We start from the raw sequence: 23,977 nt of genomic DNA on the forward strand, positions 1-23,977 counted from the left end.
GGCCGTGCGTATTTCTACTGCTCAGTTTTATGAGACCAGCGCCAACACCTACTCGAAGAACTTCTCGGACACGGCCAAGACCACCGAGCAGATCACGTCCAAGTCGCGTATCCAGACGGCGGGCGATGACCCGGTCGGTGCCGCGCGCCTGCTGTTGCTGCAGCAGCAAAGCGCGCTGCTGGACCAGTACAACGGCAACATGACCACGGTCAAGAATGCCCTGCTGCAGGAAGAGAGCGTGCTCTCGACCATCAACGATGCCCTGCAGCGTGCCAGCGAGCTGGCGCTGGAGGCGGGTAACGGTGGCAAGAGCGATGCCGACCGCGCATCGATCGCCAGCGAGATCAAAGAGATCGAGGCGAACGTCTTCGGCCTGCTCAATTCCCGCGACGCCAATGGCGACTACATGTTCGGCGGCTCCAAGTCGTCAACGCCGCCCTACGTGCGCAATAGCGACGGTACCTACAGCTACCAGGGTGACCAGACCCAGCTCAGCCTGCAGGTTTCCGATACCTTGAGCCTGGCGACCAATGACAGCGGTTTCAGCATCTTCGACCAGGCGACCAACAACAGCCGTACGCAGTCGAGCCTGCAGGCGCCGACCCCGGATGATGGCAAGGTGCTGTTGTCCGGTGGCCTGATGACCTCGGCGAACACCTACAACAACCAGTTCGCCGGCGGCCAGCCGTACACCATCACCTTCACCAGTGCCACCGAGTACAGCGTCAAGGATGCCACCGGCAAGGACATCACCAGCGAAACCGCGAGCAACGGCAAGTTCGACGTCAACACCGAAGGCGGCAAGATGATTTCGCTGCGCGGTGTCGATTTCGAGATCAACCTGAACCTGCAGGAAGGTGACGATGCCGACGCGGCGGTGGCGGGCCATGTGTTCACCCTCGAAGCCAAGCCCGACACCCTGAATGCTACGCGCAGTGCGGGTAACCCATCGACCGCGCAGGTTACCGGTAGCAGCATCACCGATGCCGATGCCTATCGCAGCACGTTCCCCAGCAATGGCGCGGTGATCAAGTTCACCAGTGCGACCGAGTATTCGCTGTATGCGCAGCCGTACAGTGCCGACAGCAAGCCAGTGGCCTCCGGTACGGTCGGGGCGGGTAATGCGGTTACGGTGGCGGGCGTGACCTTCCAGCTCGACAGTGCGCCCGGCGAGGGCGACCAGTTCTCGGTGACGGCCAACACGCACCGCACGCAGAACGTGCTCGACAGCCTCGGCCAATTGCGCACGGCGCTGGGCAAGCCAGTCGACAGCCCGGAGGCGCAGGCAGCGCTCAAGACGGCCACCGACTCGGCGATTTCCAACCTGGCCAGTGCCCGCGAGCGTATCGACATTACCCGCGGTTCGATTGGTGCGCGCGGTAACTCGCTGGAGATCCAGGAGCAGGAGAACATCAGCCTGGGCCTGGCCAACAAGACCACCCAGAGCGCCATTGGCGACACCGACATGGCGTCGGCGACCATCCAGCTGACCCTGCAACAGGCGATGCTCGAGGCCTCGCAGCTGGCGTTTGCGCGGATTTCGCAGTTGAGCCTGTTCAACAAGCTTTGATCTTGCTGTGAGATTTTGGGGGCGCAAAGCGCCCCCAAATCCCTCAATCCCCCCGCAAAACCCTCCAGTCTCCACACCCCCCGCCAGGCTTTCGTAGCATTTCAATGTGACCAATGAGTCAAAACGGTCATCTTCCCTGTATTCTATGCAGCAGCTGTTGCAGCATTTTGTTACCGGTTTGCATTCGAGCGAGGCTGCCAGGCCTTGCTTGCCCCCTGTGGGGTGACGCTCCGGTATTTGGCGCCCTCAATTCATCGAGTGGTGGTCTTTGGCTGTTTTCATTGGGAAGCCAGAATGATTGGCATCAAAAGCATCGCGAGTTACGTGCCCACCGCTGGCCTGGACAACTACGTTCAGGGTGCGAAGTTCGGCAAGGACGAAGAGTTCATGTTCGGCAAGATCGGCGCGTCCTTCCTGCCGCGCAAGGCCGAAGACCAAGAAACCTCGGACCTGTGCGTCGAAGCGGCCCAGGCCCTGTTCGCCGCCAATCCTGACCTTGATCCGCAATCGATCGATGCGTTGATCGTGGTCACCCAGAACGGTGACGAAGAAGGCCTGCCGCACACGGCCGCCATCGTCCAGAGCAAGCTCGGCCTGTCGACCCGCGTGGCGGCGTTCGACGTGTCGCTGGGCTGCTCGGGTTATGTGTATGGCCTGTATGCGATCAAGGGCTTCATGGAAGCGGCAGGGCTGAAGAATGGCCTGCTGATCACTGCCGACCCGTACTCGAAAATCGTCGACCCGGAAGACCGCAACACCACCATGCTGTTCGGTGATGCCGCCACGGCCACCTGGATGGGCGAAAATGCAGTGTGGAACCTGGGCCAGGCGCGTTTTGGCACTGACGGTTCCGGCGCGGAGCACCTGAAGGTCAACGACGGCAAGTTCTTCATGAACGGCCGCCAGGTGTTCAACTTTGCCCTGATCAAAGTGCCGGCGCACCTGCATGAGCTGCTCGATGCCAGCGGGCTGACCTCGAAGGATATCGACGCCTTCTGCATCCACCAGGGCAGTGCGGCGATTGTCGATGCCGTGGCGCGCCGCTTCGAGGAAGAAAACCCGGAGAAGTTCGTCAAGGACATGCTCGAGACCGGCAATACCGTGTCGTCCAGCGTGCCGCTGCTGCTGCAGAAGCACATGCTCGACGGTAACTGGAAGCGTGTGGCGATCAGCGGGTTCGGTGTGGGCCTGTCGTGGGGCTCGGCGATTCTCTATCGCGACTGACCCTCAGCAGCCTCAAAAAAAGCGCCCGGCGGCCACCGCCCGGCGCTTTTTTTGTGCCTGCCTGAAACAGGGCTCTCGTTGCCTCAACTCCTCCCGCCCCACAACAATTTGACGCCAAAAAAAATCATAACCCCCTGATTTCACTGGGCTGGCAGCGTGCCACCATTTTTTTTTTGAAAAACCCCTCAAGCAACCCGCGCACCCGACGATAACCATTACGAAGGTTCTCTAGGCCACACCCGGCGGTTGCCAGGGCCGGAAGCCGCTGTATCCATTCAACGAGGAATTCGTCATGGCTTTGACCGTTAACACTAACATCACCTCCTTGGGCGTTCAGAAGAACCTGAACCGTGCTTCCGACGCGCTGGGTACTTCGATGTCCCGCCTGTCTTCCGGCCTGAAAATCAACAGCGCCAAAGACGACGCCGCCGGCCTGCAGATCGGCAACCGTCTGACCAGCCAAATCAAAGGCCTGAGCGTTGCCGTGAAAAACGCCAACGACGGCATCTCCATCGCCCAGACCGCTGAAGGCGCGATGCAAGAATCGACCAGCATCCTGCAGCGTATGCGCGAACTGTCCCTGCAGTCCGCCAACGGCTCGAACAGCGATGACGACCGTACTTCCCTGCAACAAGAATTCACCGCGCTGTCGGGCGAACTGACCCGTATCGCTAACACCACCACCTTCGGTGGCCGTAAAGTCCTCGACGGTTCGTTCCAGAACGTCAGCTTCCAGATCGGTTCCAGCGCTAACGAAACCATCTCGTTCGGCATGACCGACATCAGCTCGACTGGCCTGAAAGGCTCGTTCAGCGAAGCCAAGACTGATGGTGTTGCTACTGACCTGTCCGCAGTTGTTACGGGTGCAGTCGCTACCAGCGCCTCTACCTTCCGCGCTGACCCTGTAACCTTCGCACCCGTTGCTGCTGGTGAAACTGTTACGCTGACCCTGAACGGCACTGCTGTTGCGCTCGATGACACCGACACTGCAGCTACCACTGTCGGCAAGATCAACGCTGCCAACACCGCCTCCAACACTGGCGTAACCGCGGCCATCGATGGCAACGGCGATATCGTCATGAGCTCGTCGGCAACCTTCACTGCAACTGCAGCCACCACCGGTGGCGGTACTGCTGGCTTCGCCGCCACTGCGACCGTTGCAGCGGGCTTCGACAGCGACATTTCCTTCAATATCAATGGCACCGCAATCGGCGCAACCGCTGGCCAAGATATGTCTGATGTGCTCGCTGCCATCAACGCTGAAACCGCTACAACCGGCGTCGCGGCAACCCTGAGCTCCGAAGGCCGTCTGCAACTGAGCTCCGCCGATGGCAAAGCCATCAACCTGACCAACGGCACCGGTGCCGCTGGCCAAGGCGCGCTGGCCAAGGTTGGTCTGGCTGCCGGTACTACCGAAGCCAAGCTGGTCGCTGATACCTCCATCTCCCTGAACGGCACTGAAGTCAAGTTCACCAAGGGCGATACCCTGGACGGCATCATCTCGGCGATCAACACCGCGAGCACCGGCGTCACCGCCAGCAAGAACGCCGACAACACCCTGAAGCTGTTCTCGAAAGAGAACATCACCGTTGCCGACGGCAGCCAAGGTACCGGTCTGGCCGCTCTGGGCCTGGCTACCACCAACAGCACCGTAGCCATCACCCAGGAAACCACCGTTTCCAACCTGAGCATCACCACTGCTGCCGATTCGCAGAAAGCCATCCAGGCTCTGGATGCCGCTATCGCCCAAATCGACAGCCAGCGCGCTCAGCTGGGTGCTGTGCAAAACCGCTTCGACAGCACCGTTGCCAACCTGAACAGCATCTCGGAAAACTCCACCGCTGCCCGCAGCCGTGTGCAGGACGCCGACTTCGCTTCGGAAACCGCCGAGCTGACCAAGCAGCAAACCCTGCAACAGGCGTCCACCGCGATCCTGTCCCAGGCTAACCAGCTGCCGTCGTCGGTACTGAAACTGCTGGGCTGATCCTGATCGCTAAGTAGTTTGACGAAGGGTACGGTGACGTACCCTTTCGTCTTTCCGAGAACAAGAGGTGCCAGAAATGGATATGAGCGTGAAACTGGGCCTGTCCTATCCCGCCTCCGCTGCTCCCGAAGCAACAGCGAGCAAGCGGCAAGAGAACGAGCTGGCGGCCAACGAGCCTGCCAAGCCAGAATCCCAGCCTGTAGCCCGAGAAACCCTGGAAACCGCAGTCAATGCCATCCAGGACTTCGTCAAGGCTTCAGAGCGACAACTCGATTTTTCGATCGATGACTCCACCGGCCAGGTGGTCGTCAAGGTCATCGCCCGCCAGAGCGGCGAAGTCATCCGCCAGTTGCCCTCCGAAGTGGCACTGAAACTGGCGGAAAACCTGAAGGATGCCAACAGCCTGTTGTTCGATACCCAGGCCTGAGTTGGCACGGCTTTTGTTGTAAAGCCGCACGGACGCGTTTTCGTCGGATTTTCGACGGTCACCGATAAGGAGTGTGAAGATGGCGAGTTCTACTATTACCGGACTGGGTTCGGGTCTAAAGATCGACGAGCTTGTTGCGGCGTTGGCGGGTGCAGAAAAAGCCCCCAAGCAAACCCAGATCAATAATCAGACCGCCACCGCCACCACCACCTTGTCGGCCATCGGTACGATCAAAAGTGCGCTGGAAACGTACCGCGCGGCGCTGACCAAGCTTAATACCGCAGCGAGCTTCAATGGTTTGTCTGGGTCGTCGTCTGACGAAGCTATCGCCAAGATCAAATTGGGTGATGGCGCGTCGTCGGGCACGTACTCGCTTGAAGTGACCCAGCTGGCAACGGCATCCAAGATTTCGACTCAGGTTTACAAGAACACCTCGACCATCGTCAACGATTCCGGCGAGTCGCAAACCTTGACCATTAGCCAGGGCAATGCCACGCACAACGTGTCCATCGCTGCGGGTGCAACGCTGCAGCAGGCGCGCGACTCGATCAACGATCAGCTGCAATCCAAGGGCATCACGGCCAACATCGTCACTGACGCCAGTGGTTCGCGGCTGATCTTCTCGTCGACCAAAATGGGTGATGGCACCGAGCTGACCTTGGGTGGCACCGCCGACATGGCCACCGGTGTGACGACCATTGCAGAGCCGCAGAATGCCAAGTACAAGCTCGACGGCCTCGAGCTGGAATCGGCTTCCAACACCGTAACCGGTGCGGTCAGTGGCGTGGACATCACCCTGGTCAAAGAAGGCAAGTCGAGCCTTGTGGTGGCGAGCAACAACGACACCTTGAAAACCTCGGTGCAGTCCTTCGTGACCGCTTATAACGCCTTGATGACGACCATCAATGCGCAGACCAAGGTCACCACGGGCGCCGACGACAGCAGCGCCTCGGGTGCATCGCTGACAGGGGATGCGACCATGCGTTCGCTGGTCAGCTCAATCCGTAGCGAGCTCACCCGCAGTGTGGGTACCGGTGGCCTGCGTACGCTGTCGCAGCTAGGCATCAATACCGTACAGAAGACGGGGTTGCTTGAGCTCAACAACGACAAGTGGGATGCCGCAGTCAAAACGATGGGCGCTGACATCAGTGGCCTGTTCGTCGGTAAGGAAGGCCTGCTCAGCCGCATGACCGCGGCCACTGAAGAGTACGCCAAGACAGGGGGTATCCTCGCGTCGCGCCAGGCGAGCCTGACCACCCAGCTCAAGCAGTTGGAAGAGTCGCAGACCGCGCTTGATCGCCGTATTGAGTCGCTGACCGACACCCTGACCAAGAAGTACAACGCCATGGACACCCTGGTGGCCAAGCTCAAGGCGACCAGCGACAGCGTGATGACCACGCTAAACGCGCTCAACAAGTCCAACAGCGACGATTGATCGCCTAAAGAAATCCAGCTCAGGGCCGATTACCTAGGTATACGGCCACTGTTCTGCCCCGTTCACTGAGGATCCCCCATGCACCCGATGAGAGCCCTTCGCCAGTACCAGAAGGTCAATTCCCACGCCCAGATCTCCGAAGCGACCCCGCACCGCCTGGTGCAGATGCTGATGGAAGGTTCGCTGGACCGTATGGCCCAGGCCAAGGGCGCGATCAGCCGCGGCGACGTGGCGCAGAAGGGTGTGATGCTGGGCAAGGCGATCGACATCATCGGTGGCCTGCGTGAAGGGCTGGACAAGGAAAAGACCGACAACCCAGACGAGCTGGACCGTCTCGACAGCCTGTATGCCTACATGGCCACCCGTCTGATCCAGGCCAACCTGGACAGCGACCCCGCCATCATCGACGAAGTCGCCCAGCTGATGATCACCGTGAAAAGCGGTTGGGATGCCATCGCCACAGCCGAGCAGTGACACGCCAGGAGGCCACATGAACGCGTTGCAGCGAATCGAAGACACCCGTCAGGCCCTGAACGAGGCACTGCAAGCGCGCGACTGGGCCGCCATTGGCGAGCTAGACCTGGCCTGCAGGGCGCAGATGGACGAATTGCTGCAAGGGGCGGTGGAGGATGAGGCGGCGGTTCGGGTGAACCTCGAAGCGCTGATGGACGTTTATCGCCAACTAATCGACGTTGCAAGTGACGAACGTCAATCTTTAGTCCAGCAAATGTCCAATATCAATCAAGCGAAACAGGCCACAAAGGTATACCATCTGTTCAGCTGACGCTGAGCAGAACGCAAAGCTCGGCGCCATAAATTTGACTGCTTCTAAGTTTTTGACTTTACTAGTGGCTGTTTTCGAATTTCAGACGTCCGAACACTGACCATTCAGTCGGAATGATGTCGAGCACGCCCCACAGGGCGCCGATATGACTAGGGAAGTTGCTATTGCATGTGGCGTGAAACCAAGATTCTTCTGATCGATGACGACAGCGCCCGCCGCCGCGATCTGGCGGTGGTCCTGAATTTTCTAGGCGAAGAAAACCTCGCGTGCTCGAGCCAGGACTGGCAGCAGGCGGTGGAATCGTTGTCTTCGAGCCGGGAAGTGCTGTGCGTACTTGTCGGTGCCGTGAATGCTCCGGGCAATCTCCTTGGGCTCCTTAAGACAGTGGCCGGGTGGGATGAGTTCCTTCCGGTGCTGCTTTTAGGTGAAATTTCTTCTGCAGAGTTGCCGGAAGAGCTTCGCCGTCGGGTCCTCTCCAACCTCGAAATGCCGCCGAGCTACAGCCAGTTGCTCGATTCGCTGCACCGTGCCCAGGTCTATCGCGAGATGTACGACCAAGCACGCGAGCGCGGGCGCCAGCGCGAGCCGAACCTGTTCCGCAGCCTGGTCGGCACCAGCCGCGCCATCCAGCATGTGCGGCAGATGATGCAGCAAGTGGCGGACACCGATGCCAGCGTGTTGATCCTCGGCGAGTCGGGCACCGGCAAAGAGGTGGTGGCGCGCAACCTGCACTACCACTCCAAGCGCCGCGATGCGCCGTTCGTGCCGGTCAACTGCGGCGCGATCCCGGCCGAGCTGCTGGAAAGCGAACTGTTCGGCCACGAGAAGGGCGCCTTTACCGGTGCCATCACCAGCCGTGCCGGGCGATTCGAGCTGGCCAACGGCGGCACCCTGTTCCTCGACGAGATCGGCGACATGCCGCTGCCGATGCAGGTCAAGCTGCTGCGCGTGTTGCAGGAGCGCACCTTCGAGCGCGTGGGCAGCAACAAGACCCAGAGCATCGACGTGCGCATCATCGCCGCGACCCACAAAAACCTCGAAAGCATGATCGAGGATGGGACGTTCCGCGAAGACCTGTACTACCGCCTGAACGTCTTCCCCATCGAGATGGCGCCCCTGCGTGAGCGGGTGGAAGACATCCCGCTGCTGATGAACGAGCTGATCTCGCGCATGGAGCACGAGAAGCGCGGCTCGATCCGGTTCAACTCTGCCTCGATCATGTCGCTGTGCCGGCATGGCTGGCCGGGCAACGTGCGCGAGCTGGCCAACCTGGTCGAGCGCATGGCGATCATGCACCCGTACGGGGTGATCGGCGTGTCCGAACTGCCGAAAAAATTCCGCTACGTCGATGATGAAGACGAGCAGATGGTCGACCACCTGCGCAGTGATCTCGAAGAGCGCGTGGCCATCAACGGCCATGCACCCAACTTCGCCAACCCCGCGATGCTGCCGCCCGAAGGCCTTGACCTCAAGGACTACCTGGGCAGCCTGGAGCAGGGCCTGATCCAGCAGGCGCTGGACGATGCCAACGGTATCGTTGCGCGCGCGGCTGAACGTTTGCGTATCCGCCGTACCACGCTGGTCGAGAAGATGCGCAAGTACGGTATGAGCCGTCAGGGTGGCGAGGAACAGGCAGAGGGTTGACCCCCTTTGCGCCTGTTTCAGGCAGTCGGTAAACCCGTGTAGGAGCAGCCTTGTGCTGCGAAGAGGCCGGTGGCAGCACAGAAAGGCTCTGTGCATGCGCCGGCCTCTTCGCAGCACAAGGCTGCTCCTACACGGGTTGCACAATACGCATCGCAGTTTGGTAAAACCCCATCTTCGGCACGGCTATTGCTACACCGCTGGCACCACACCGTTTTTATGACGGTCAGCCACGCGAGAGAGCACGATGCCCCAGGCCGCCCACGTTTCCCGAGCCCCCGATCTGCAGGGGCATACCCCGGTCGAGCAGGAAAGCCGACAGGGTGTCGAGCAGGCTTTCGCCTTGTTCAATCAGGTCTCCAGCCAGCTAAGCCAATCCTACAGCCTGCTCGAAGCCCGCGTCAGCGAGCTCAAGGGCGAACTGGCCGTGGTCAGCGCCCAGCGCATGGACGAACTGAACGAAAAGGAACGCCTGGCCAATCGCCTGCAGAACCTGCTGGACTTGTTGCCGGGTGGGGTGATCGTGATCGATGGCCAGGGCAGGGTGCGCGAAGCCAACCCCGCCGCCTGCGAGCTGCTCGGCGAGCCGCTGATCGGTGAGCTGTGGCGCCAGGTCATTGCCCGCAGCTTTGCCCCGCGCAAGGATGACGGCCATGAAGTGTCGCTGCGCGACGGCCGCCGCCTGTCCATCGCCACCCGCTCGCTGGATGCCGAACCCGGCCAACTGGTGCTGCTCAACGACCTGACTGAAACCCGTCGCCTGCAAGATCAGCTGGCGCGCCATGAGCGCTTGTCGTCGCTGGGGCGCATGGTCGCCTCGTTGGCCCATCAGATTCGCACGCCACTGTCGGCGGCCATGCTCTACGCCAGCCACCTGGCCGACAGCGAGCAAGACCTGAGCGCCGAAACCCGCCAGCGCTTCGCCGGTACCTTGAAGGAACGCCTGCACGAGCTGGAGCACCAGGTGCGCGACATGCTGGTATTCGCCCGTGGCGAGCTGCCGCTGGGTGATCGTGTGACCCCGAAAGCATTGTTCCAGGCCCTGCAGCAGGCGGCGCAGTCGCACGTGCAAGGGCATGCCGTGCGTTGGCAGTGCGACAGCCACCTGGGCGAGCTGCTGTGCAACCGCGATACCCTGGTTGGCGCCTTGCTCAACCTGATCGAGAACGCCCTGCAAGCCAGCGAAGAACCGGCCCGGCTCAAGGTGCACGTGTTCCGTCGTGAGCAGGTGTTGCACCTGTGCGTGAGCGATGCCGGCAGCGGTATCGACGCCGAGTTGCTGGGTCGCCTGGGCGAGCCGTTCTTGACCACCAAGGCTACTGGCACCGGGCTGGGCCTGGCCGTGGTCAAGGCCGTGGTGCGGGCGCACCAGGGCACCCTCAGCCTGCGCTCGAAAGTTGGGCGCGGCACCTGCGTGCGGGTCGAGCTGCCGCTGATTGATGGGCAACTGGCGGAGGCGGGCTGATGGCGATCAAGGTGCTGCTGGTCGAGGATGACCGCGTATTGCGCCAGGCGCTTGGCGACACCCTGGAAATCGGCGGCTTCGACTACCGTGCCGTGGGCAGTGCCGAAGAGGCGCTGGAGGCGGTGCTGGCCGAGGCGTTCAGCCTGGTGGTCAGTGATGTGAACATGCCCGGCATGGATGGGCATCAGCTGCTGGCGCAATTGCGTCGCCAGCAGCCACAACTGCCGGTGCTGCTGATGACGGCGCATGCCGCAGTCGAGCGTGCCGTGGAGGCGATGCGCCAAGGCGCTGCCGATTACCTGGTCAAGCCCTTCGAACCCAAGGCGCTGTTGAGCCTGGTGGAGCGCCACGCCGCAGGCCGTGTCAGTGCAGCGGAAGAAGAAGGGCCGGTGGCCTGCGAGCCTGCCAGCCGGCAGTTGCTCGAGCTGGCTGCGCGGGTAGCGCGCAGCGACTCGACCGTGTTGATCTCTGGCGAGTCGGGTACCGGCAAGGAAGTGCTGGCGCGCTACATTCACCAGCAGTCCCCGCGGGCGGCCGAGCCCTTTGTGGCGATCAACTGCGCGGCCATCCCCGACAACATGCTCGAGGCCACGCTGTTCGGCCACGAGAAAGGCGCCTTCACCGGCGCCATCGCGGCCCAGGCCGGCAAGTTCGAGCAGGCGGAGGGCGGCACCTTGCTGCTCGACGAGATTTCCGAGATGCCGCTGGCCTTGCAGGCCAAGCTGTTGCGGGTGCTGCAGGAGCGCGAGGTGGAGCGGGTAGGTGGGCGTAAGCCGATCAGTCTGGATATCCGCGTGCTGGCCACCACCAACCGCGACCTGGCAGGCGAAGTGGCGGCTGGCCGCTTCCGTGAAGACCTGTATTACCGGCTGTCGGTGTTCCCCCTGGCCTGGTGCGCGCTGCGCGAGCGCAAGGGCGATATCCTGCCGCTGGCCGAGCGTTTGCTGGCACGCCATGTCAGCAAGATGAAGCACGCACCCGTGCGCCTGTCTGCCGATGCGCGGGCCTGCCTGCAGGCGCATGCCTGGCCCGGCAACGTGCGCGAACTGGACAACGCCTTGCAGCGCGCCTTGATCCTGCAGCAGGGCGGGGTGATCGAAGCGGCGGATTTCTGTCTGGCGGGCGCCATTCCATTGTCGGCCGGCGCGGCGCCGTCAGTGGCAGCCGTGGTTGCCGAAGCCAGTGGCCTGGGCGATGACCTGCGCCGCCATGAGTACCAGACCATCATCGACACCTTGCGCGCCGAACGCGGCCGCCGCAAGGAAGCCGCCGAGCGCCTGGGCATCAGCCCGCGCACCCTGCGTTACAAGCTGGCGCAGATGCGCGATGCCGGGTTCGACGTCGAGGCCAGCCTCTTCGGCTGATGCATCGCACCCACAGGCACCCGCTAAATCAACAGGTTATGGGTTTTTCTGTAGGAGCTGGCTTGCCTGCGATGGGCTGCGAAGCAGCCCCTGGATTTCAGCTCCACAGCAAACATCACCAGCCTGCTTTGCAGGGATCGCGCTAAACCAAATGGACAGGGTGGCAAGGCTGGCACCTTTGTTGCTTTACACGAGCTATCCGCCGCATGAGTGTCAAAAAAATGCGGCCGCCGGAGAGAGAAGGTCATGAGCCAAGGTGTTGAATTCAATCGTCTGATGCTGGACATGCGCGCGATGCAGGCTGATGCCATGTCGCTGCCCAAGGTGTCCGCTGCCCCCGAACTGGCCCCGGGCCAGAGCAGCTTTGCCGACATGCTCGGCCAGGCCATCGGCAAGGTGCATGAGACGCAGCAGGCTTCCACCCAGCTGGCCAACGCCTTCGAAATTGGCAAGACCGGCGTCGACCTGACCGATGTCATGGTCGCCTCGCAAAAGGCCAGCGTCTCCATGCAGGCACTCACCCAGGTACGCAACAAGCTGGTCCAGGCGTATCAAGACATCATGCAGATGCCGGTTTGAGGACGGACGTAACCCATGGCTGAAGCAGTCGTCGATAACGCCCCCGCCAAGAGCGGCCAGCCAGCGGCCAAACCGCCGCTGTTCGGCATGGCGTTTCTGGAAAACATTTCGCAGATGCCCATGCTGCGTCAGGTCGGCCTCATGGTCGGGTTGGCGGCGAGCGTGGCGATCGGCTTCGCCGTGGTGCTGTGGTCGCAACAGCCGGACTATCGGCCGCTGTATGGCAGCCTGTCGGGCATGGACACCAAGCAGGTCATGGAAACCCTGGCCGCCGCAGACATTCCCTACAACGTCGAGCCCAATTCCGGCGCGCTGCTGGTCAAGGCCGACGACCTCTCCCGTGCGCGCCTGAAACTGGCGGCCGCAGGCGTGGCGCCGAGCGATGGCAACGTCGGTTTCGAGCTGCTCGACAAGGAGCAGGGCCTGGGCACCAGCCAGTTCATGGAGGCCACCCGTTATCGCCGCAGCCTGGAAGGCGAACTGGCCCGTACTGTTTCCAGCCTGAACAACGTCAAGGCTGCGCGCGTGCACCTGGCCATTCCGAAAAGTTCGGTGTTCGTGCGTGACGAACGCAAGCCCAGCGCCTCGGTACTGGTCGAGCTGTACCCAGGCCGTGGGTTGGAAGCCGGGCAGGTGATGGCGATTGTCAACCTGGTCGCCACCAGCGTGCCAGAGCTGGACAAGTCGCAAGTCACTGTCGTCGACCAGAAGGGCAACCTGCTCTCCGAACAGCTGCAGGACACCGCCCTGACCATGGCGGGCAAACAGTTCGACTACAGCCGCCGCATGGAAAGCATGCTTACCCAGCGTGTGCACAATATCTTGCAGCCGGTGTTGGGTAACGATCGCTACAAGGCCGAAGTCTCCGCCGACCTGGATTTCAGTGCGGTCGAATCGACCTCCGAGCAGTTCAACCCCGACCAGCCGGCGCTGCGCAGCGAACAGTCGGTCGACGAACAGCGCGCCAGCAGCCAGGGCCCGCAAGGCGTGCCCGGCGCGCTGAGCAACCAGCCACCGGGTGCGGCGTCTGCGCCGCAAACCACGGGCGCTGCCGCTACCCCGGCCGCTGCCATCCAGCCCGGCCAGCCGCTGGTGGATGCCAACGGCCAGCAGATCATGGACCCGGCCACCGGCCAGCCGATGCTTGCGCCTTACCCGGCAGACAAACGCCAGCAAAGCACCAAGAACTTCGAGCTGGACCGCTCCATCAGCCACACCCGTCAGCAGCAGGGCCGCATGACCCGCCTGTCGGTGGCGGTGGTGGTCGACGACCAGCTCAAGATCGACCCCACCAGTGGCGAGACCACGCGTGCCCCTTGGGGTACCGAGGACCTGGCGCGCTTTACCCGCCTGGTGCAGGACGCAGTCGGCTTCGATGCCAGCCGTGGCGACAGCGTGACGGTGATCAACGTGCCGTTTGCTGCCGACCGTGGCGAAGAAATCGCCGACATCGCCTTCTATCAGCAGCCGTGGTTCTGGGACATCGTCAAGCAAGTGCTGGGCGTGGTGTTCATCCTGGTGCTGGTGTTCGGCGTGCTGCGCCCGGTGCTCAACAACATCACAGGGGGCGGCAAGCAGGCTGCCTCAGACAGCGACATGGAGCTGGGCGGCATGATCGGTCTGGATGGCGAACTGGCCAACGACCGCGTCAGTCTGGGTGGCCCGACAAGCATTCTGTTGCCAAGCCCGAGCGAGGGCTACGAGGCACAGCTCAACGCAATCAAAGGCCTGGTGGCCGAAGACCCGGGCCGCGTGGCCCAGGTCGTGAAAGACTGGATCAACGCCGATGAGTGATAACCGAGCCGTTACCGCCAAGCTGAGCCGCGTCGACAAAGCGGCGATCCTCCTGCTCTCGCTGGGTGAAACCGATGCGGCCCAGGTACTGCGGCACATGGGCCCCAAGGAAGTGCAACGCGTGGGCGTGGCCATGGCGCAGATGGGCAACGTGCACCGCGACCAGGTCGAGCAGGTGATGAGCGAGTTCGTCGACATCGTCGGCGACCAGACCAGCCTGGGCGTGGGCTCTGACGGTTACATCCGCAAGATGCTCAACCAGGCCTTGGGCGAGGACAAGGCCAACGGCCTGATCGACCGCATCCTGCTGGGGGGCAACACCAGCGGCCTGGACAGCCTCAAGTGGATGGAGCCGCGTGCCGTGGCCGATGTGATCCGCTACGAGCACCCGCAGATCCAAGCCATCGTGGTCGCCTACCTGGACCCTGACCAGGCCGGTGAAGTGTTGAGCAACTTTGACCACAAGGTGCGCCTGGACATCATCCTGCGCGTGTCGTCGCTGAACACCGTGCAACCGGCGGCGCTGAAAGAGCTGAACCAGATCCTCGAGAAGCAGTTCTCGGGCAACTCCAATGCTGCGCGGACCACCTTGGGCGGTATCAAGCGGGCTGCTGACATCATGAACTTCCTCGACAGTTCGGTGGAAGGTGCGCTGATGGACTCGATCCGCGAAGTCGACAACGACCTATCGGAGCAGATCGAAGACCTCATGTTCGTCTTCAACAACCTGGCCGACGTCGACGACCGTGGCATCCAGGCGCTGCTGCGCGAGGTGTCTTCGGACGTGCTGGTGGTGTCGCTCAAAGGCGCCGACGAGCGGGTCAAGGACAAGATCTTCAAGAACATGTCCAAACGTGCGTCGGAACTGCTGCGCGACGACCTGGAGGCCAAAGGGCCGGTACGGGTCAGCGACGTGGAAACGGCACAGAAGGAAATCCTCACCATCGCCCGACGCATGGCCGAGGCCGGCGAGATCGTGCTCGGCGGCAAGGGTGCCGAGGAAATGATCTAACGTTGCCGGATTCTGCCGACTGGCGCAGCCCACTGTGGGAGCGGGCTTGCCCGCGAAGGCGCCAGATCGGGTGATGAGGTTGTCCCTGCCGACGCATTCGCGGGCAAGCCCGCTCCCACAGGGATCGCGTTGGCTGAACGTGGTTTGAGAACATCACAGCATGTCCAGCAAAGAACATCACCCCAGCGACCTGATCCGCGCCCGCGACCTCGAGGGCGTCGATGTCTGGGCGCTGCCCAGCTTCGACCCGGAACCCGAGCCGCAACCCGAGCCCGAGCCGGAACCCGAAGTCATCGAGGAAGAAGTCGAGGAAGTGCCGCTGGAAGAAGTCCAGCCGCTGACCCTCGAAGAACTCGAAGCCATTCGCCAGGACGCCTACAACGAAGGCTTTGCCACCGGCGAGCGCGAGGGCTTTCACAGCACCCAGCTGAAGGTGCGCCAAGAGGCTGAGCAGGCCCTGGCGGCCAAGGTCGGCAGCCTCGAGCGGCTGATGGTCAACCTGATGGCGCCCATCGCCGAGCAAGACACGCAGATCGAGAAAACCCTGGTGCACCTGGTCGCGCACATGACCCGCCAGGTGATCGGCCGCGAGCTGCGTAGCGATTCCAGCCAGATTACCCACGTGCTGCGCGAAGCCCTCAAGCTGCTGCCAATGGGCGCCGACAACATCCGCATTCACCTCAACCCCCAGGACTTCGAGCTGGCCAAGGCCCTGCGCGAGCGCCACGAAGAAAACTGGCGGCTGCTCGAAGACGAAGCCTTGCTGCCGGGTGGCTGCCGCATCGAGACCGCCCACAGCCGTATCGACGCCAGCATGGAAACACGCATCGAGAAGGCCGTGGCGCAGCTGTTCGACCAGCTTCACGACCATTCCCTGCACCCCGCACCGGCCGATGTGTCGATCGACCTGGACCGCCCCGATGCGCCTTGACCGCACCAGTTTCGGCAAGCGCCTGGGCAGTTACGCCGAGGCGATCGAGCTGCCGGTGCAGCCAATCGTCGAAGGCCGCCTGCTGCGCATGGTTGGCCTCACCCTCGAAGCCGAAGGCCTGCGCGCCGCAGTGGGTAGCCGCTGCCTGGTGATCAACGACGACAGCTACCACCCGGTGCAGGTCGAGGCCGAAGTCATGGGCTTTGCCGGGTCCAAGGTATTCCTCATGCCGGTTGGCAGCATCGTCGGCATCGCCCCCGGTGCGCGGGTGGTACCGCTGGACGACGGCGGCCGCTTGCCCATGGGCATGAGCATGCTCGGGCGAGTGCTGGATGGCGCCGGGCGCGCCCTCGATGGCAAAGGCGGCATGAAGGCCGAAGACTGGGTGCCAATGGATGGCCCGGTGATCAACCCGCTCAACCGCGACCCCATCAGCGTGCCGCTGGACGTGGGCATCCGCAGCATCAACGGCCTGCTCACCGTCGGCCGTGGCCAGCGCCTGGGCCTGTTCGCCGGTACCGGTGTGGGTAAGTCGGTGTTGCTGGGCATGATGACGCGTTTTACCGAAGCCGAGATCATCGTCGTCGGGCTGATCGGCGAGCGGGGCCGCGAGGTGAAGGAATTCATCGAGCACATCCTCGGTGAAGAGGGCCTCAAGCGCTCGGTGGTGGTCGCCTCGCCCGCCGATGACGCGCCGTTGATGCGCCTGCGCGCGGCCATGTATTGCACGCGCATTGCCGAATACTTCCGCGACAAGGGCAAGAATGTCCTGTTGCTGATGGATTCGCTGACCCGTTTTGCCCAGGCTCAGCGCGAGATCGCCTTGGCGATCGGCGAGCCGCCGGCCACCCGCGGTTACCCGCCGTCGGTGTTCGCCAAGCTGCCGAAGCTGGTGGAGCGGGCGGGCAATGGCGAGCCTGGTGGCGGCTCGATCACTGCGTTTTACACGGTATTGTCGGAGGGCGACGACCAGCAGGACCCGATCGCCGACTCGGCGCGGGGGGTGCTCGACGGCCACTTCGTGTTGTCCCGGCGGTTGGCCGAAGAAGGCCACTACCCCGCGATCGACATCGAAGCGTCGATCAGCCGGGTAATGCCGCAAGTGGTCGATGCTGATCATCTGCGCCAGGCGCAAAAATTCAAGCAGTTGTGGTCGCGCCTGTCGCAGAGCCGCGACCTGATCAGCGTCGGTGCCTATGTGGCCGGTGGTGACCCGGAGACCGACCTGGCGATCGCCTTGCAGTCCCGCTTGGTGGATTTTCTGCGTCAAGGCCTGGACGAGAACGTCGGCATGGCGCAGAGCCGCGATCAGTTGGGGGCGATTTTCACGCCTCCGGCGGGCGGTTGATAGGCCATGGCACTGCCCGGACGTGCCGCGCGCCTGGCGCCTGTGGTGGACATGGCCGAAGAGGCCGAGCGCAAGGCCGCCCAGCGCCTTGGGCATTTTCAGCAACTGGTGACCCAGGCGCAGGTCAAGTTGGCTGAGCTGGAGCGTTTTCGCGAGGACTACCAGCTGCAGTGGATCAACCGCGGCGGGCAGGGCGTCAATGGCAGCTGGCTGGTCAATTACCAGCGTTTTCTCGGGCAGCTGGAAACAGCCATGACCCAGCAGCGCCAGAGCCTGACCTGGCACCAGAACAACTTGAACAACGCCCGCGGCACCTGGCAGCAGGCCTATGCTCGGGTCGAGGGGTTGCGCAAGTTGGTACAGCGTTACCTGGATGAAGCGCGGCGCGCCGAAGACAAGCGCGAGCAGCGCCTGTTGGATGAGCTCTCGCAGCGCTTGCCCAGGCAGAATCACCCCTGATTTCTTATCGCCGGCGCACAATGCCTTGTTTCTAATCGTCGGCGCACAATTCCTTGTAGGAGCAGCCTTGCGCTGCGAAGAGGCCAGTAGCCCCAGCTTGCCCTCACGGCCCCTTCGCAGCACAAGGCTGCTCCTACAGGCAGAGCGATCTCCCAGGCCGTCTCGCTTGCTTCTGAGCAGCGGCCCGCAATTCCTTGTAGGAGCAGCCTTGCGCTGCGAAGAGGCCAGTAGCCCCAGCTTGCCCTCACGGCCCCTTCGCAGCACAAGGCTGCCCTACAGGCAGAGCGATCTCCCAGGCCGTCTCGCTTGCTTCTGAGCAGCGGCGCACAATTCCTTGTAGGAGCAGCCTTGCGCTGCGAAGAGGCCAGTAGCCCCAGCTTGCCCTCACGACCCTTCGCAGCACAAGGCTGCTCCTACAGGGGGGCGCGCCGCTGAGGGGGATCTGTTGGCCGTCTCGCTTGCACTCCCACCCCAGGCTGCTAAACCTTAAAGGGTTGCATCCGCCATCATCGAAGGAATCGCTAGCATGGCAGTCGAGACTGATTTTTCGCAGGACGGGAAAAAGCTGACGATCAAGGTCAAGGGTCGTTTCGATTTCGGCAAGCACCAGGCGTTTCGCGAAGCCTACGAGCGCCAGCCGGGTCGGCCGGACTCGGTGGTTGTCGACCTGACAGAAACCACCTACCTCGATAGCTCTGCGCTCGGCATGTTGTTGCTGCTGCGCGATCACGCGGGCGGCGACGATTCGGATGTGCGTGTGGTGCACGCCAGCTCCGATGTGCGCAAGATCCTCGCCATCTCCAATTTCGAAAAACTGTTCGACATCAGTTGAGCCGCGTGATGGCTGCCGAACAGGCGTTGACCGTGCTGGTCGCCGAAGACGGGGCCGCCGACCGCTTGTTGCTGGCGCAGATCGTCCGGCGCCAGGGCCATCAGGTGTTCACGGCAGAAAACGGCGAGCAGGCGGTGGCGCTGTTTGTCGAGCGGCGCCCGCACCTGGTGCTGCTCGATGCGCTGATGCCGGTGATGGACGGTTTCGAAGCGGCCCGGCAGATCAAGGCCCTGGCCGGCGAAGCGTTGGTGCCGATCATCTTCCTTACCTCGCTGAATGAGGAGGATGCCCTGGTGCGCTGCCTGGAGGCCGGCGGCGATGACTTCATGGCCAAGCCCTACAGCGCGGTGATCCTCGCCGCCAAGATTCGCGCCATGGGCCGCCTGCGCAGGCTGCAGGCCACCGTGCTGGCCCAGCGCGACGAGATCACCCGCCACCATCACCACCTGCTCAACGAGCAGCGGGTGGCCAAGGCGGTATTCGACAAGGTGGCCCATGCGGGCTGCTTGGCTGCCCCCAATATTCGCTACCTGCAATCGCCCTATGCGCTGTTCAACGGTGACCTGCTGCTAGCCGCGTTCACGCCCTCGGGGGACATGCAGGTGCTGCTGGGGGATTTCACCGGCCACGGCCTGCCCGCCGCGGTCGGCGCCATGCCCCTGGCTGAAGTGTTCTACGGCATGACAGCCAAGGGGTATGGCCTGGCGCAAACCCTGCGCGAAATGAACGCCAAGCTCAAACGCATCCTGCCGGTGGACATGTTTTGCTGTGCAGTGATGCTCAACCTGAGCGTGCAGCGTGGTTCGGTGGAGGTGTGGAACGGCGGCATGCCGGACGGCTATCGCTTGTCTGCAGGCGGCGAGGTGCTGTCGACGCTGGCTTCGCGCCATTTGCCGCTGGGTATTCTTGCCCCTGAGCGCTTCGACGACAGCACGCAAGTGCTGCCGCTGGCGGCGGGTGAGCGTTTGCTGCTGTTGTCAGACGGCGTGCTGGACACGGCCGATGACCAGGAACGCTTGTTTGGCGTCGAGCGCTTGCAAGGGGTGCTGGCTGGCAACCGAGACCCGGCCCACTTGTTCGATGAGGTGATGCAGGCCCTGGAACGTTTCGGCGGGCAGCCTCGGGACGACATCAGCCTGTGCGATATCCGCATGTTCGCGGCCGATGAGCGGGTGCCGGCACCGATGATCTACGCTGAACGCGGTCGCCCCAGCCCGCTGGATTGGTCGCTTGGGTTCGAACTGCGCGGCGAAAGCCTGAAGCAGTCCAACCCAGTGCCGTACCTGGTGCAGCTGTTGCAGGAAATCCACCCGCTGCGCGCGCGCACCGGCAATCTGCACAGTGTGCTCAGTGAGCTGTTCTCCAATGCCTTGGAGCATGGGGTGTTGGGCCTGGATTCACGGCTCAAGCGCGATGTGCAGGGCTTTGCAGATTACTACCGGGAGCGAGCCCAGCGCCTGGCGGCATTGGCTGACGGTTTTGTGCGCATTGACTTGAAGGTTGAACCCCTCGCCGATGGCGGGCGTCTGATGATCGAGGTGCGTGACAGCGGCGCAGGGTTTGATGTACAGCGGGTGCTGTCGCAACCGCCCTCGGAGCAGGGCCTGAGTGGCCGTGGCCTGCAGCTGGTAACGCGGCTGGGCAGTAATGCGCAATGGTGCGAAGGCGGCCGCTGCGCCCGGGTAGAGTTTGTATGGTGAGCCCGCCTGTGACCCTGGGGCTGGCTCGGGCATAATCTGGCTTGATCAAGGAGTGAGCAAGTGACTGAGATTCATATCGACCACAAGGTGCTCAACGACCTGCGTGAGGTCATGGAGGATGGCTACCTGCATCTGGTGCAGACATTCCTGGATGACTCCGAGCGGCGCTTGAGCGAGTTGCACGCTGCTAAAAACGCCGATGAGCTGGGCTCAGCGGCCCATAGCTTCAAGGGCAGCAGCAGCAACATGGGGGCTGTCGCGCTGGCTGGCCTGTGCCAGCAACTGGAAGACCGCGTGCGCCAGCCACCGCTGTATGGCATCGAGGACCTGATCAACCGTATCGACCTGGAATATGTAGAGGTTCGGCGCTTCTACCGCGGTGAGGAGCACCGTATCTCAGCAGGCTGATGCGCGACTTGGCGCGAGTCTTGCTTTTCTTTGCCCGGATGACTTTTCAGTTTCTGGCGCGGAGACCGCTCAATGCCTGTCGCACCCAATCCTTTGTTGCAAGCAAACGCTGTTGGCAAGTCGTCGCGAGCGACCAGCTCGATGGTGGACAAGCCCTCGCAGGCGCTGGGTGACGCGGGCGGTGGCTTCGACCAGGTCATGGCCAAGCAGACAGCGTTTGGGCAGGACGACAAGGTCGCCCAGGCCAAGCCCAAGGACAAGCCAGAAGTGGCACACGGCGGCAAGAAAGATGCTGCCGACAAGCCATCGGTTGCCGATGACGGCAACAAATTGCCAGCCGACGATCAGGCCTCAGACCCCGCTGACACAGGGTTGCGCGACGCCAGCCTGGTGGCCGGCCAGGTCACCGATGCGCAGCCCGGCGCGCAACTGATTCAAGCCCAGGCTGAGGCCGTGGCGCCCGTGCTTCAGGCTGCCACTGCACAGTCGCAAGCCAGCGCAGCGCTGACGGAGGAGCCTGCCGCCGAAGAGGCGTTCGACCCCGACGCCGACCCCTTGGCCAACCTGCCAACCTTGCGCCTGGCACTGGAACAGAGCGCCCAGGCCAAAGGCACCACCTCGGCACACGCCGTGGACCCTTCGCAAGCTCAAGGTGATGAAGGCCGAGGAGCCGTCAATACCTTGGCGAATCTGGTCGATACCGCTGAGGGTGAGGCGGGCGAGCCAGGCGACAAGGCCTTCGGTGCACTGCTTGAAGAGGGCCTGAAGGACACCAAGAGCGCCAACAGCGACACGCGCGTCGACGATTTCGCCGATCGCCTGGCCAGCCTGACCCAGGCGGCCACGGCGAAAACCGCCAATGCCGTGCCGGCGAATGCCAGCCCCTTGCACCAACCCTTGCCGATGAACCAGAACGCCTGGACCGAAGGCCTGGTGAATCGGGTCATGTACCTGTCCAGCCAGAACCTCAAGTCGGCAGACATCCAGCTGGAGCCCGCCGAGTTGGGGCGGCTGGACATTCGCGTCAATGTAGCGGCGGATCAGTCGACCCAGGTGACCTTCATCAGCGGCCACGCCGGTGTGCGTGATGCCCTCGACAGCCAGGTGCACCGCTTGCGCGAGCTATTTACCCAGCAGGGCCTGGCGCAGCCAGACGTCAACGTTGCTGACCAGTCACGCGGGCAACAGCATCAGCAGGCGCAGGAACAGGGCAGCAATCTGTCGGGCGTCGCGGCGCGGCAACAGGCTGGGCAGGGCGGCTCCGAACAGGTCGATAGCAGCAGGCCGCTTGAGCAGCAGGTGGTGATTGGCGACAGTGCGGTTGATTATTACGCGTGAGGGCGGGGTGCCTGTCTTTAGGTTGTTGGTGCCGTTGAGAACGAGCGCCGCGCGGGCGGCGCTCGATCTCCCAGGCGCTGCCCCCCTAACGCCAAACCCACCCAAACCTCATTCCATCCCCCACCCAAAACCTGGCATAACACTTGCTCAAGCCACGTCATCCTCCTTTGAACCCCCGATGGACGACGGATTATTGGCATGGCGAAAACCGAAGCAGTAAAAGACCCCGCCACAAAAGGCAAACTCAAGCTGATCCTGCTGTTGGTGCTGGGCCTGGTGCTGGCGATCGGCCTTTCGGTGGGCGCTACCTGGTTCATCATGCACAAGAGCGAGTCCGCGCCGGCCACCGACCCGGCCGCCGCCAACGTCAAGCCTGTGGCCATCTACGAAGCCCTCACCCCGGCCTTCGTGGTCAACTTCAACCAGAACGGCCGCCAGCGCTACATGCAACTGAGCATCACCCTGCAAGCGCGCAACCAGGCTGACCTGGATGCCCTCAAGGTGCACATGCCGGTGATTCGCAACAACCTGGTGATGATGTTCTCCGGGCAGGGCTTCGACACCCTGGCCGGCAGCCCGGTAGGGCAAGAGATGCTGCGCCAGAAAGCCACCGCCGTGGTGCAGGAAGTCGCCCAGAAGGAAGTCGGCAAGCCGGTCATCGACCAATTGCTGTTCACCAATTTCGTATTGCAGTAGGAGTCCGCAATGGCCGTACAGGACCTGCTGTCCCAGGATGAAATCGATGCGCTGTTGCACGGTGTCGACGATGGTCTGGTGCAGACCGAGAGCGCTTCCGAACCAGGCAGTATCAAAAGCTACGACCTGACCAGCCAGGATCGTATCGTCCGCGGTCGTATGCCGACCCTGGAAATGATCAACGAACGCTTCGCCCGCTACACCCGCATCAGCATGTTCAACCTGCTGCGCCGCTCGGCGGACGTGGCGGTTGGCGGCGTGCAGGTGATGAAGTTCGGCGAGTACGTGCATTCGCTGTATGTGCCGACCAGCCTCAACCTGGTCAAGATCAAGCCACTGCGCGGCACCTCGCTGTTCATCCTCGACGCCAAGCTGGTGTTCAAACTGGTGGACAACTTCTTTGGCGGTGACGGCCGTCACGCCAAGATCGAAGGCCGCGAGTTCACCCCGACCGAGTTGCGCGTGGTGCGCATGGTCCTCGACCAGTGCTTCGTCGACCTCAAGGAAGCCTGGCAGGCCATCATGCCGGTCAACTTCGAGTACATGAACTCCGAGGTCAACCCGGCCATGGCCAACATCGTCGGCCCCAGCGAGGCGGTGGTGGTGTCGACCTTCCACATCGAGCTGGACGGCGGTGGCGGCGACCTGCACGTGACCATGCCGTACTCGATGATCGAGCCGGTGCGCGAGATGCTCGATGCGGGCTTCCAGTCCGACCTGGACGACCAGGACGAGCGCTGGGTCAAGGCCCTGCGCGAAGACGTGCTGGACGTGGCCGTGCCACTGACCGCCACGGTTGCCCGCCGCCAGCTGAAGCTGCGCGACATCCTGCACATGCAGCCTGGCGATGTGATCCCGGTGGAGCTGCCCGAGCACCTGGTGCTGCGCGCCAACGGCGTGCCGTCGTTCAAAGCGCGGCTGGGTTCGCACAAGGGCAACCTGGCCCTGCAGATCATCGACCCGATCGAACGCCGCTGACGGCGTGC

Annotated in this window: 22 protein-coding genes; all 22 read left to right on the forward strand. The window is 62.8% G+C overall.

Annotated elements, in window-relative coordinates; genetic code table 11:
• Positions 1 to 4: 4 nt before the first annotated feature.
• The 22 genes from QOS90_RS05580 to fliM all read left to right on the forward strand — a co-directional run bounded on the left by QOS90_RS05580 (position 5) and on the right by fliM (position 23,969).
• Complete coding sequence (locus tag QOS90_RS05580) at positions 5 to 1,570, forward strand: flagellar hook-associated protein 3 (protein WP_027593043.1); 1,566 nt, start codon at positions 5 to 7, stop codon at positions 1,568 to 1,570.
• A gap of 294 nt (positions 1,571 to 1,864) precedes the next feature.
• Positions 1,865 to 2,794, forward strand: a complete 930-nt coding sequence (locus tag QOS90_RS05585; protein ID WP_085272500.1) for a ketoacyl-ACP synthase III — start codon at positions 1,865 to 1,867, stop codon at positions 2,792 to 2,794.
• A gap of 292 nt (positions 2,795 to 3,086) precedes the next feature.
• On the forward strand, positions 3,087 to 4,778 hold the full coding sequence (locus QOS90_RS05590; protein WP_027593041.1) for a flagellin N-terminal helical domain-containing protein: 1,692 nt from the start codon (positions 3,087 to 3,089) through the stop codon (positions 4,776 to 4,778).
• 76 nt (positions 4,779 to 4,854) lie between these two features.
• Positions 4,855 to 5,205 carry a flagellar protein FlaG gene (locus QOS90_RS05595; RefSeq protein ID WP_027593040.1) on the forward strand — a complete coding sequence of 117 codons (351 nt, stop codon included), beginning with the start codon at positions 4,855 to 4,857 and terminating at the stop codon, positions 5,203 to 5,205.
• 79 nt (positions 5,206 to 5,284) lie between these two features.
• Positions 5,285 to 6,640 carry a flagellar filament capping protein FliD gene (fliD, locus tag QOS90_RS05600; RefSeq protein ID WP_027593039.1) on the forward strand — a complete coding sequence of 452 codons (1,356 nt, stop codon included), beginning with the start codon at positions 5,285 to 5,287 and terminating at the stop codon, positions 6,638 to 6,640.
• Between the two features lie 78 nt (positions 6,641 to 6,718).
• Positions 6,719 to 7,114: a flagellar export chaperone FliS gene (fliS, locus tag QOS90_RS05605; protein WP_027593038.1), complete on the forward strand. Its 396-nt coding sequence runs from the start codon at positions 6,719 to 6,721 to the stop codon at positions 7,112 to 7,114.
• Between the two features lie 16 nt (positions 7,115 to 7,130).
• The gene (fliT, locus tag QOS90_RS05610; protein WP_027593037.1) at positions 7,131 to 7,424 is read left to right on the forward strand and encodes a flagellar protein FliT; all 294 of its coding nucleotides are present in this window, start codon (positions 7,131 to 7,133) and stop codon (positions 7,422 to 7,424) included.
• Positions 7,425 to 7,592: 168 nt separating this feature from the next.
• Positions 7,593 to 9,068 (forward strand): transcriptional regulator FleQ, encoded by a 1,476-nt coding sequence (fleQ, locus tag QOS90_RS05615; RefSeq protein WP_027593036.1) that lies wholly within the window; start codon positions 7,593 to 7,595, stop codon positions 9,066 to 9,068.
• A 244-nt stretch (positions 9,069 to 9,312) separates the two neighbouring features.
• Positions 9,313 to 10,530: a sensor histidine kinase gene (locus QOS90_RS05620; RefSeq protein WP_085272501.1), complete on the forward strand. Its 1,218-nt coding sequence runs from the start codon at positions 9,313 to 9,315 to the stop codon at positions 10,528 to 10,530.
• Positions 10,530 to 11,894, forward strand: coding sequence for a sigma-54-dependent transcriptional regulator (locus QOS90_RS05625; RefSeq protein WP_027593034.1), 1,365 nt, complete (start codon positions 10,530 to 10,532; stop codon positions 11,892 to 11,894). Before QOS90_RS05620 ends, QOS90_RS05625 begins: the two co-directional genes overlap by 1 nt.
• A gap of 246 nt (positions 11,895 to 12,140) precedes the next feature.
• A complete protein-coding gene (gene fliE, locus QOS90_RS05630; RefSeq protein ID WP_027593033.1) occupies positions 12,141 to 12,473 on the forward strand; it encodes a flagellar hook-basal body complex protein FliE in 333 nt (110 codons plus the stop codon).
• A 15-nt stretch (positions 12,474 to 12,488) separates the two neighbouring features.
• Entirely contained in the window at positions 12,489 to 14,267 is a 1,779-nt protein-coding gene (fliF, locus tag QOS90_RS05635; protein WP_027593032.1) for a flagellar basal-body MS-ring/collar protein FliF, read from the forward strand.
• The gene (gene fliG / locus QOS90_RS05640; protein ID WP_027593031.1) at positions 14,260 to 15,279 is read left to right on the forward strand and encodes a flagellar motor switch protein FliG; all 1,020 of its coding nucleotides are present in this window, start codon (positions 14,260 to 14,262) and stop codon (positions 15,277 to 15,279) included. The genes fliF and fliG overlap by 8 nt, the downstream gene beginning before the upstream one ends.
• 160 nt (positions 15,280 to 15,439) lie before the next feature.
• Positions 15,440 to 16,210 carry a flagellar assembly protein FliH gene (gene fliH, locus QOS90_RS05645; RefSeq protein WP_085272502.1) on the forward strand — a complete coding sequence of 257 codons (771 nt, stop codon included), beginning with the start codon at positions 15,440 to 15,442 and terminating at the stop codon, positions 16,208 to 16,210.
• Positions 16,200 to 17,558 (forward strand): flagellar protein export ATPase FliI, encoded by a 1,359-nt coding sequence (gene fliI, locus QOS90_RS05650; RefSeq protein ID WP_085272503.1) that lies wholly within the window; start codon positions 16,200 to 16,202, stop codon positions 17,556 to 17,558. The genes fliH and fliI overlap by 11 nt, the downstream gene beginning before the upstream one ends.
• A 6-nt stretch (positions 17,559 to 17,564) precedes the next feature.
• On the forward strand, positions 17,565 to 18,017 hold the full coding sequence (gene fliJ / locus QOS90_RS05655) for a flagellar export protein FliJ (RefSeq protein ID WP_027593028.1): 453 nt from the start codon (positions 17,565 to 17,567) through the stop codon (positions 18,015 to 18,017).
• A gap of 526 nt (positions 18,018 to 18,543) precedes the next feature.
• Complete coding sequence (locus tag QOS90_RS05660; protein ID WP_027593027.1) at positions 18,544 to 18,849, forward strand: STAS domain-containing protein; 306 nt, start codon at positions 18,544 to 18,546, stop codon at positions 18,847 to 18,849.
• 8 nt (positions 18,850 to 18,857) lie between these two features.
• Entirely contained in the window at positions 18,858 to 20,549 is a 1,692-nt protein-coding gene (locus QOS90_RS05665; protein WP_085272504.1) for a fused response regulator/phosphatase, read from the forward strand.
• A gap of 60 nt (positions 20,550 to 20,609) precedes the next feature.
• The gene (locus QOS90_RS05670) at positions 20,610 to 20,957 is read left to right on the forward strand and encodes an Hpt domain-containing protein (RefSeq protein ID WP_027593025.1); all 348 of its coding nucleotides are present in this window, start codon (positions 20,610 to 20,612) and stop codon (positions 20,955 to 20,957) included.
• Between the two features lie 72 nt (positions 20,958 to 21,029).
• Positions 21,030 to 22,295, forward strand: a complete 1,266-nt coding sequence (locus QOS90_RS05675) for a flagellar hook-length control protein FliK (protein WP_085272505.1) — start codon at positions 21,030 to 21,032, stop codon at positions 22,293 to 22,295.
• 198 nt (positions 22,296 to 22,493) lie between these two features.
• Positions 22,494 to 22,991 (forward strand): flagellar basal body-associated protein FliL, encoded by a 498-nt coding sequence (fliL, locus tag QOS90_RS05680; RefSeq protein ID WP_085272506.1) that lies wholly within the window; start codon positions 22,494 to 22,496, stop codon positions 22,989 to 22,991.
• Between the two features lie 9 nt (positions 22,992 to 23,000).
• Positions 23,001 to 23,969 carry a flagellar motor switch protein FliM gene (gene fliM / locus QOS90_RS05685; protein WP_027593022.1) on the forward strand — a complete coding sequence of 323 codons (969 nt, stop codon included), beginning with the start codon at positions 23,001 to 23,003 and terminating at the stop codon, positions 23,967 to 23,969.
• Positions 23,970 to 23,977 lie beyond the last annotated feature (8 nt).

The sequence above is a fragment of the Pseudomonas sp. LAIL14HWK12:I10 genome (assembly GCF_900184205.1).
Taxonomy (GTDB): domain Bacteria; phylum Pseudomonadota; class Gammaproteobacteria; order Pseudomonadales; family Pseudomonadaceae; genus Aquipseudomonas; species Aquipseudomonas kermanshahensis.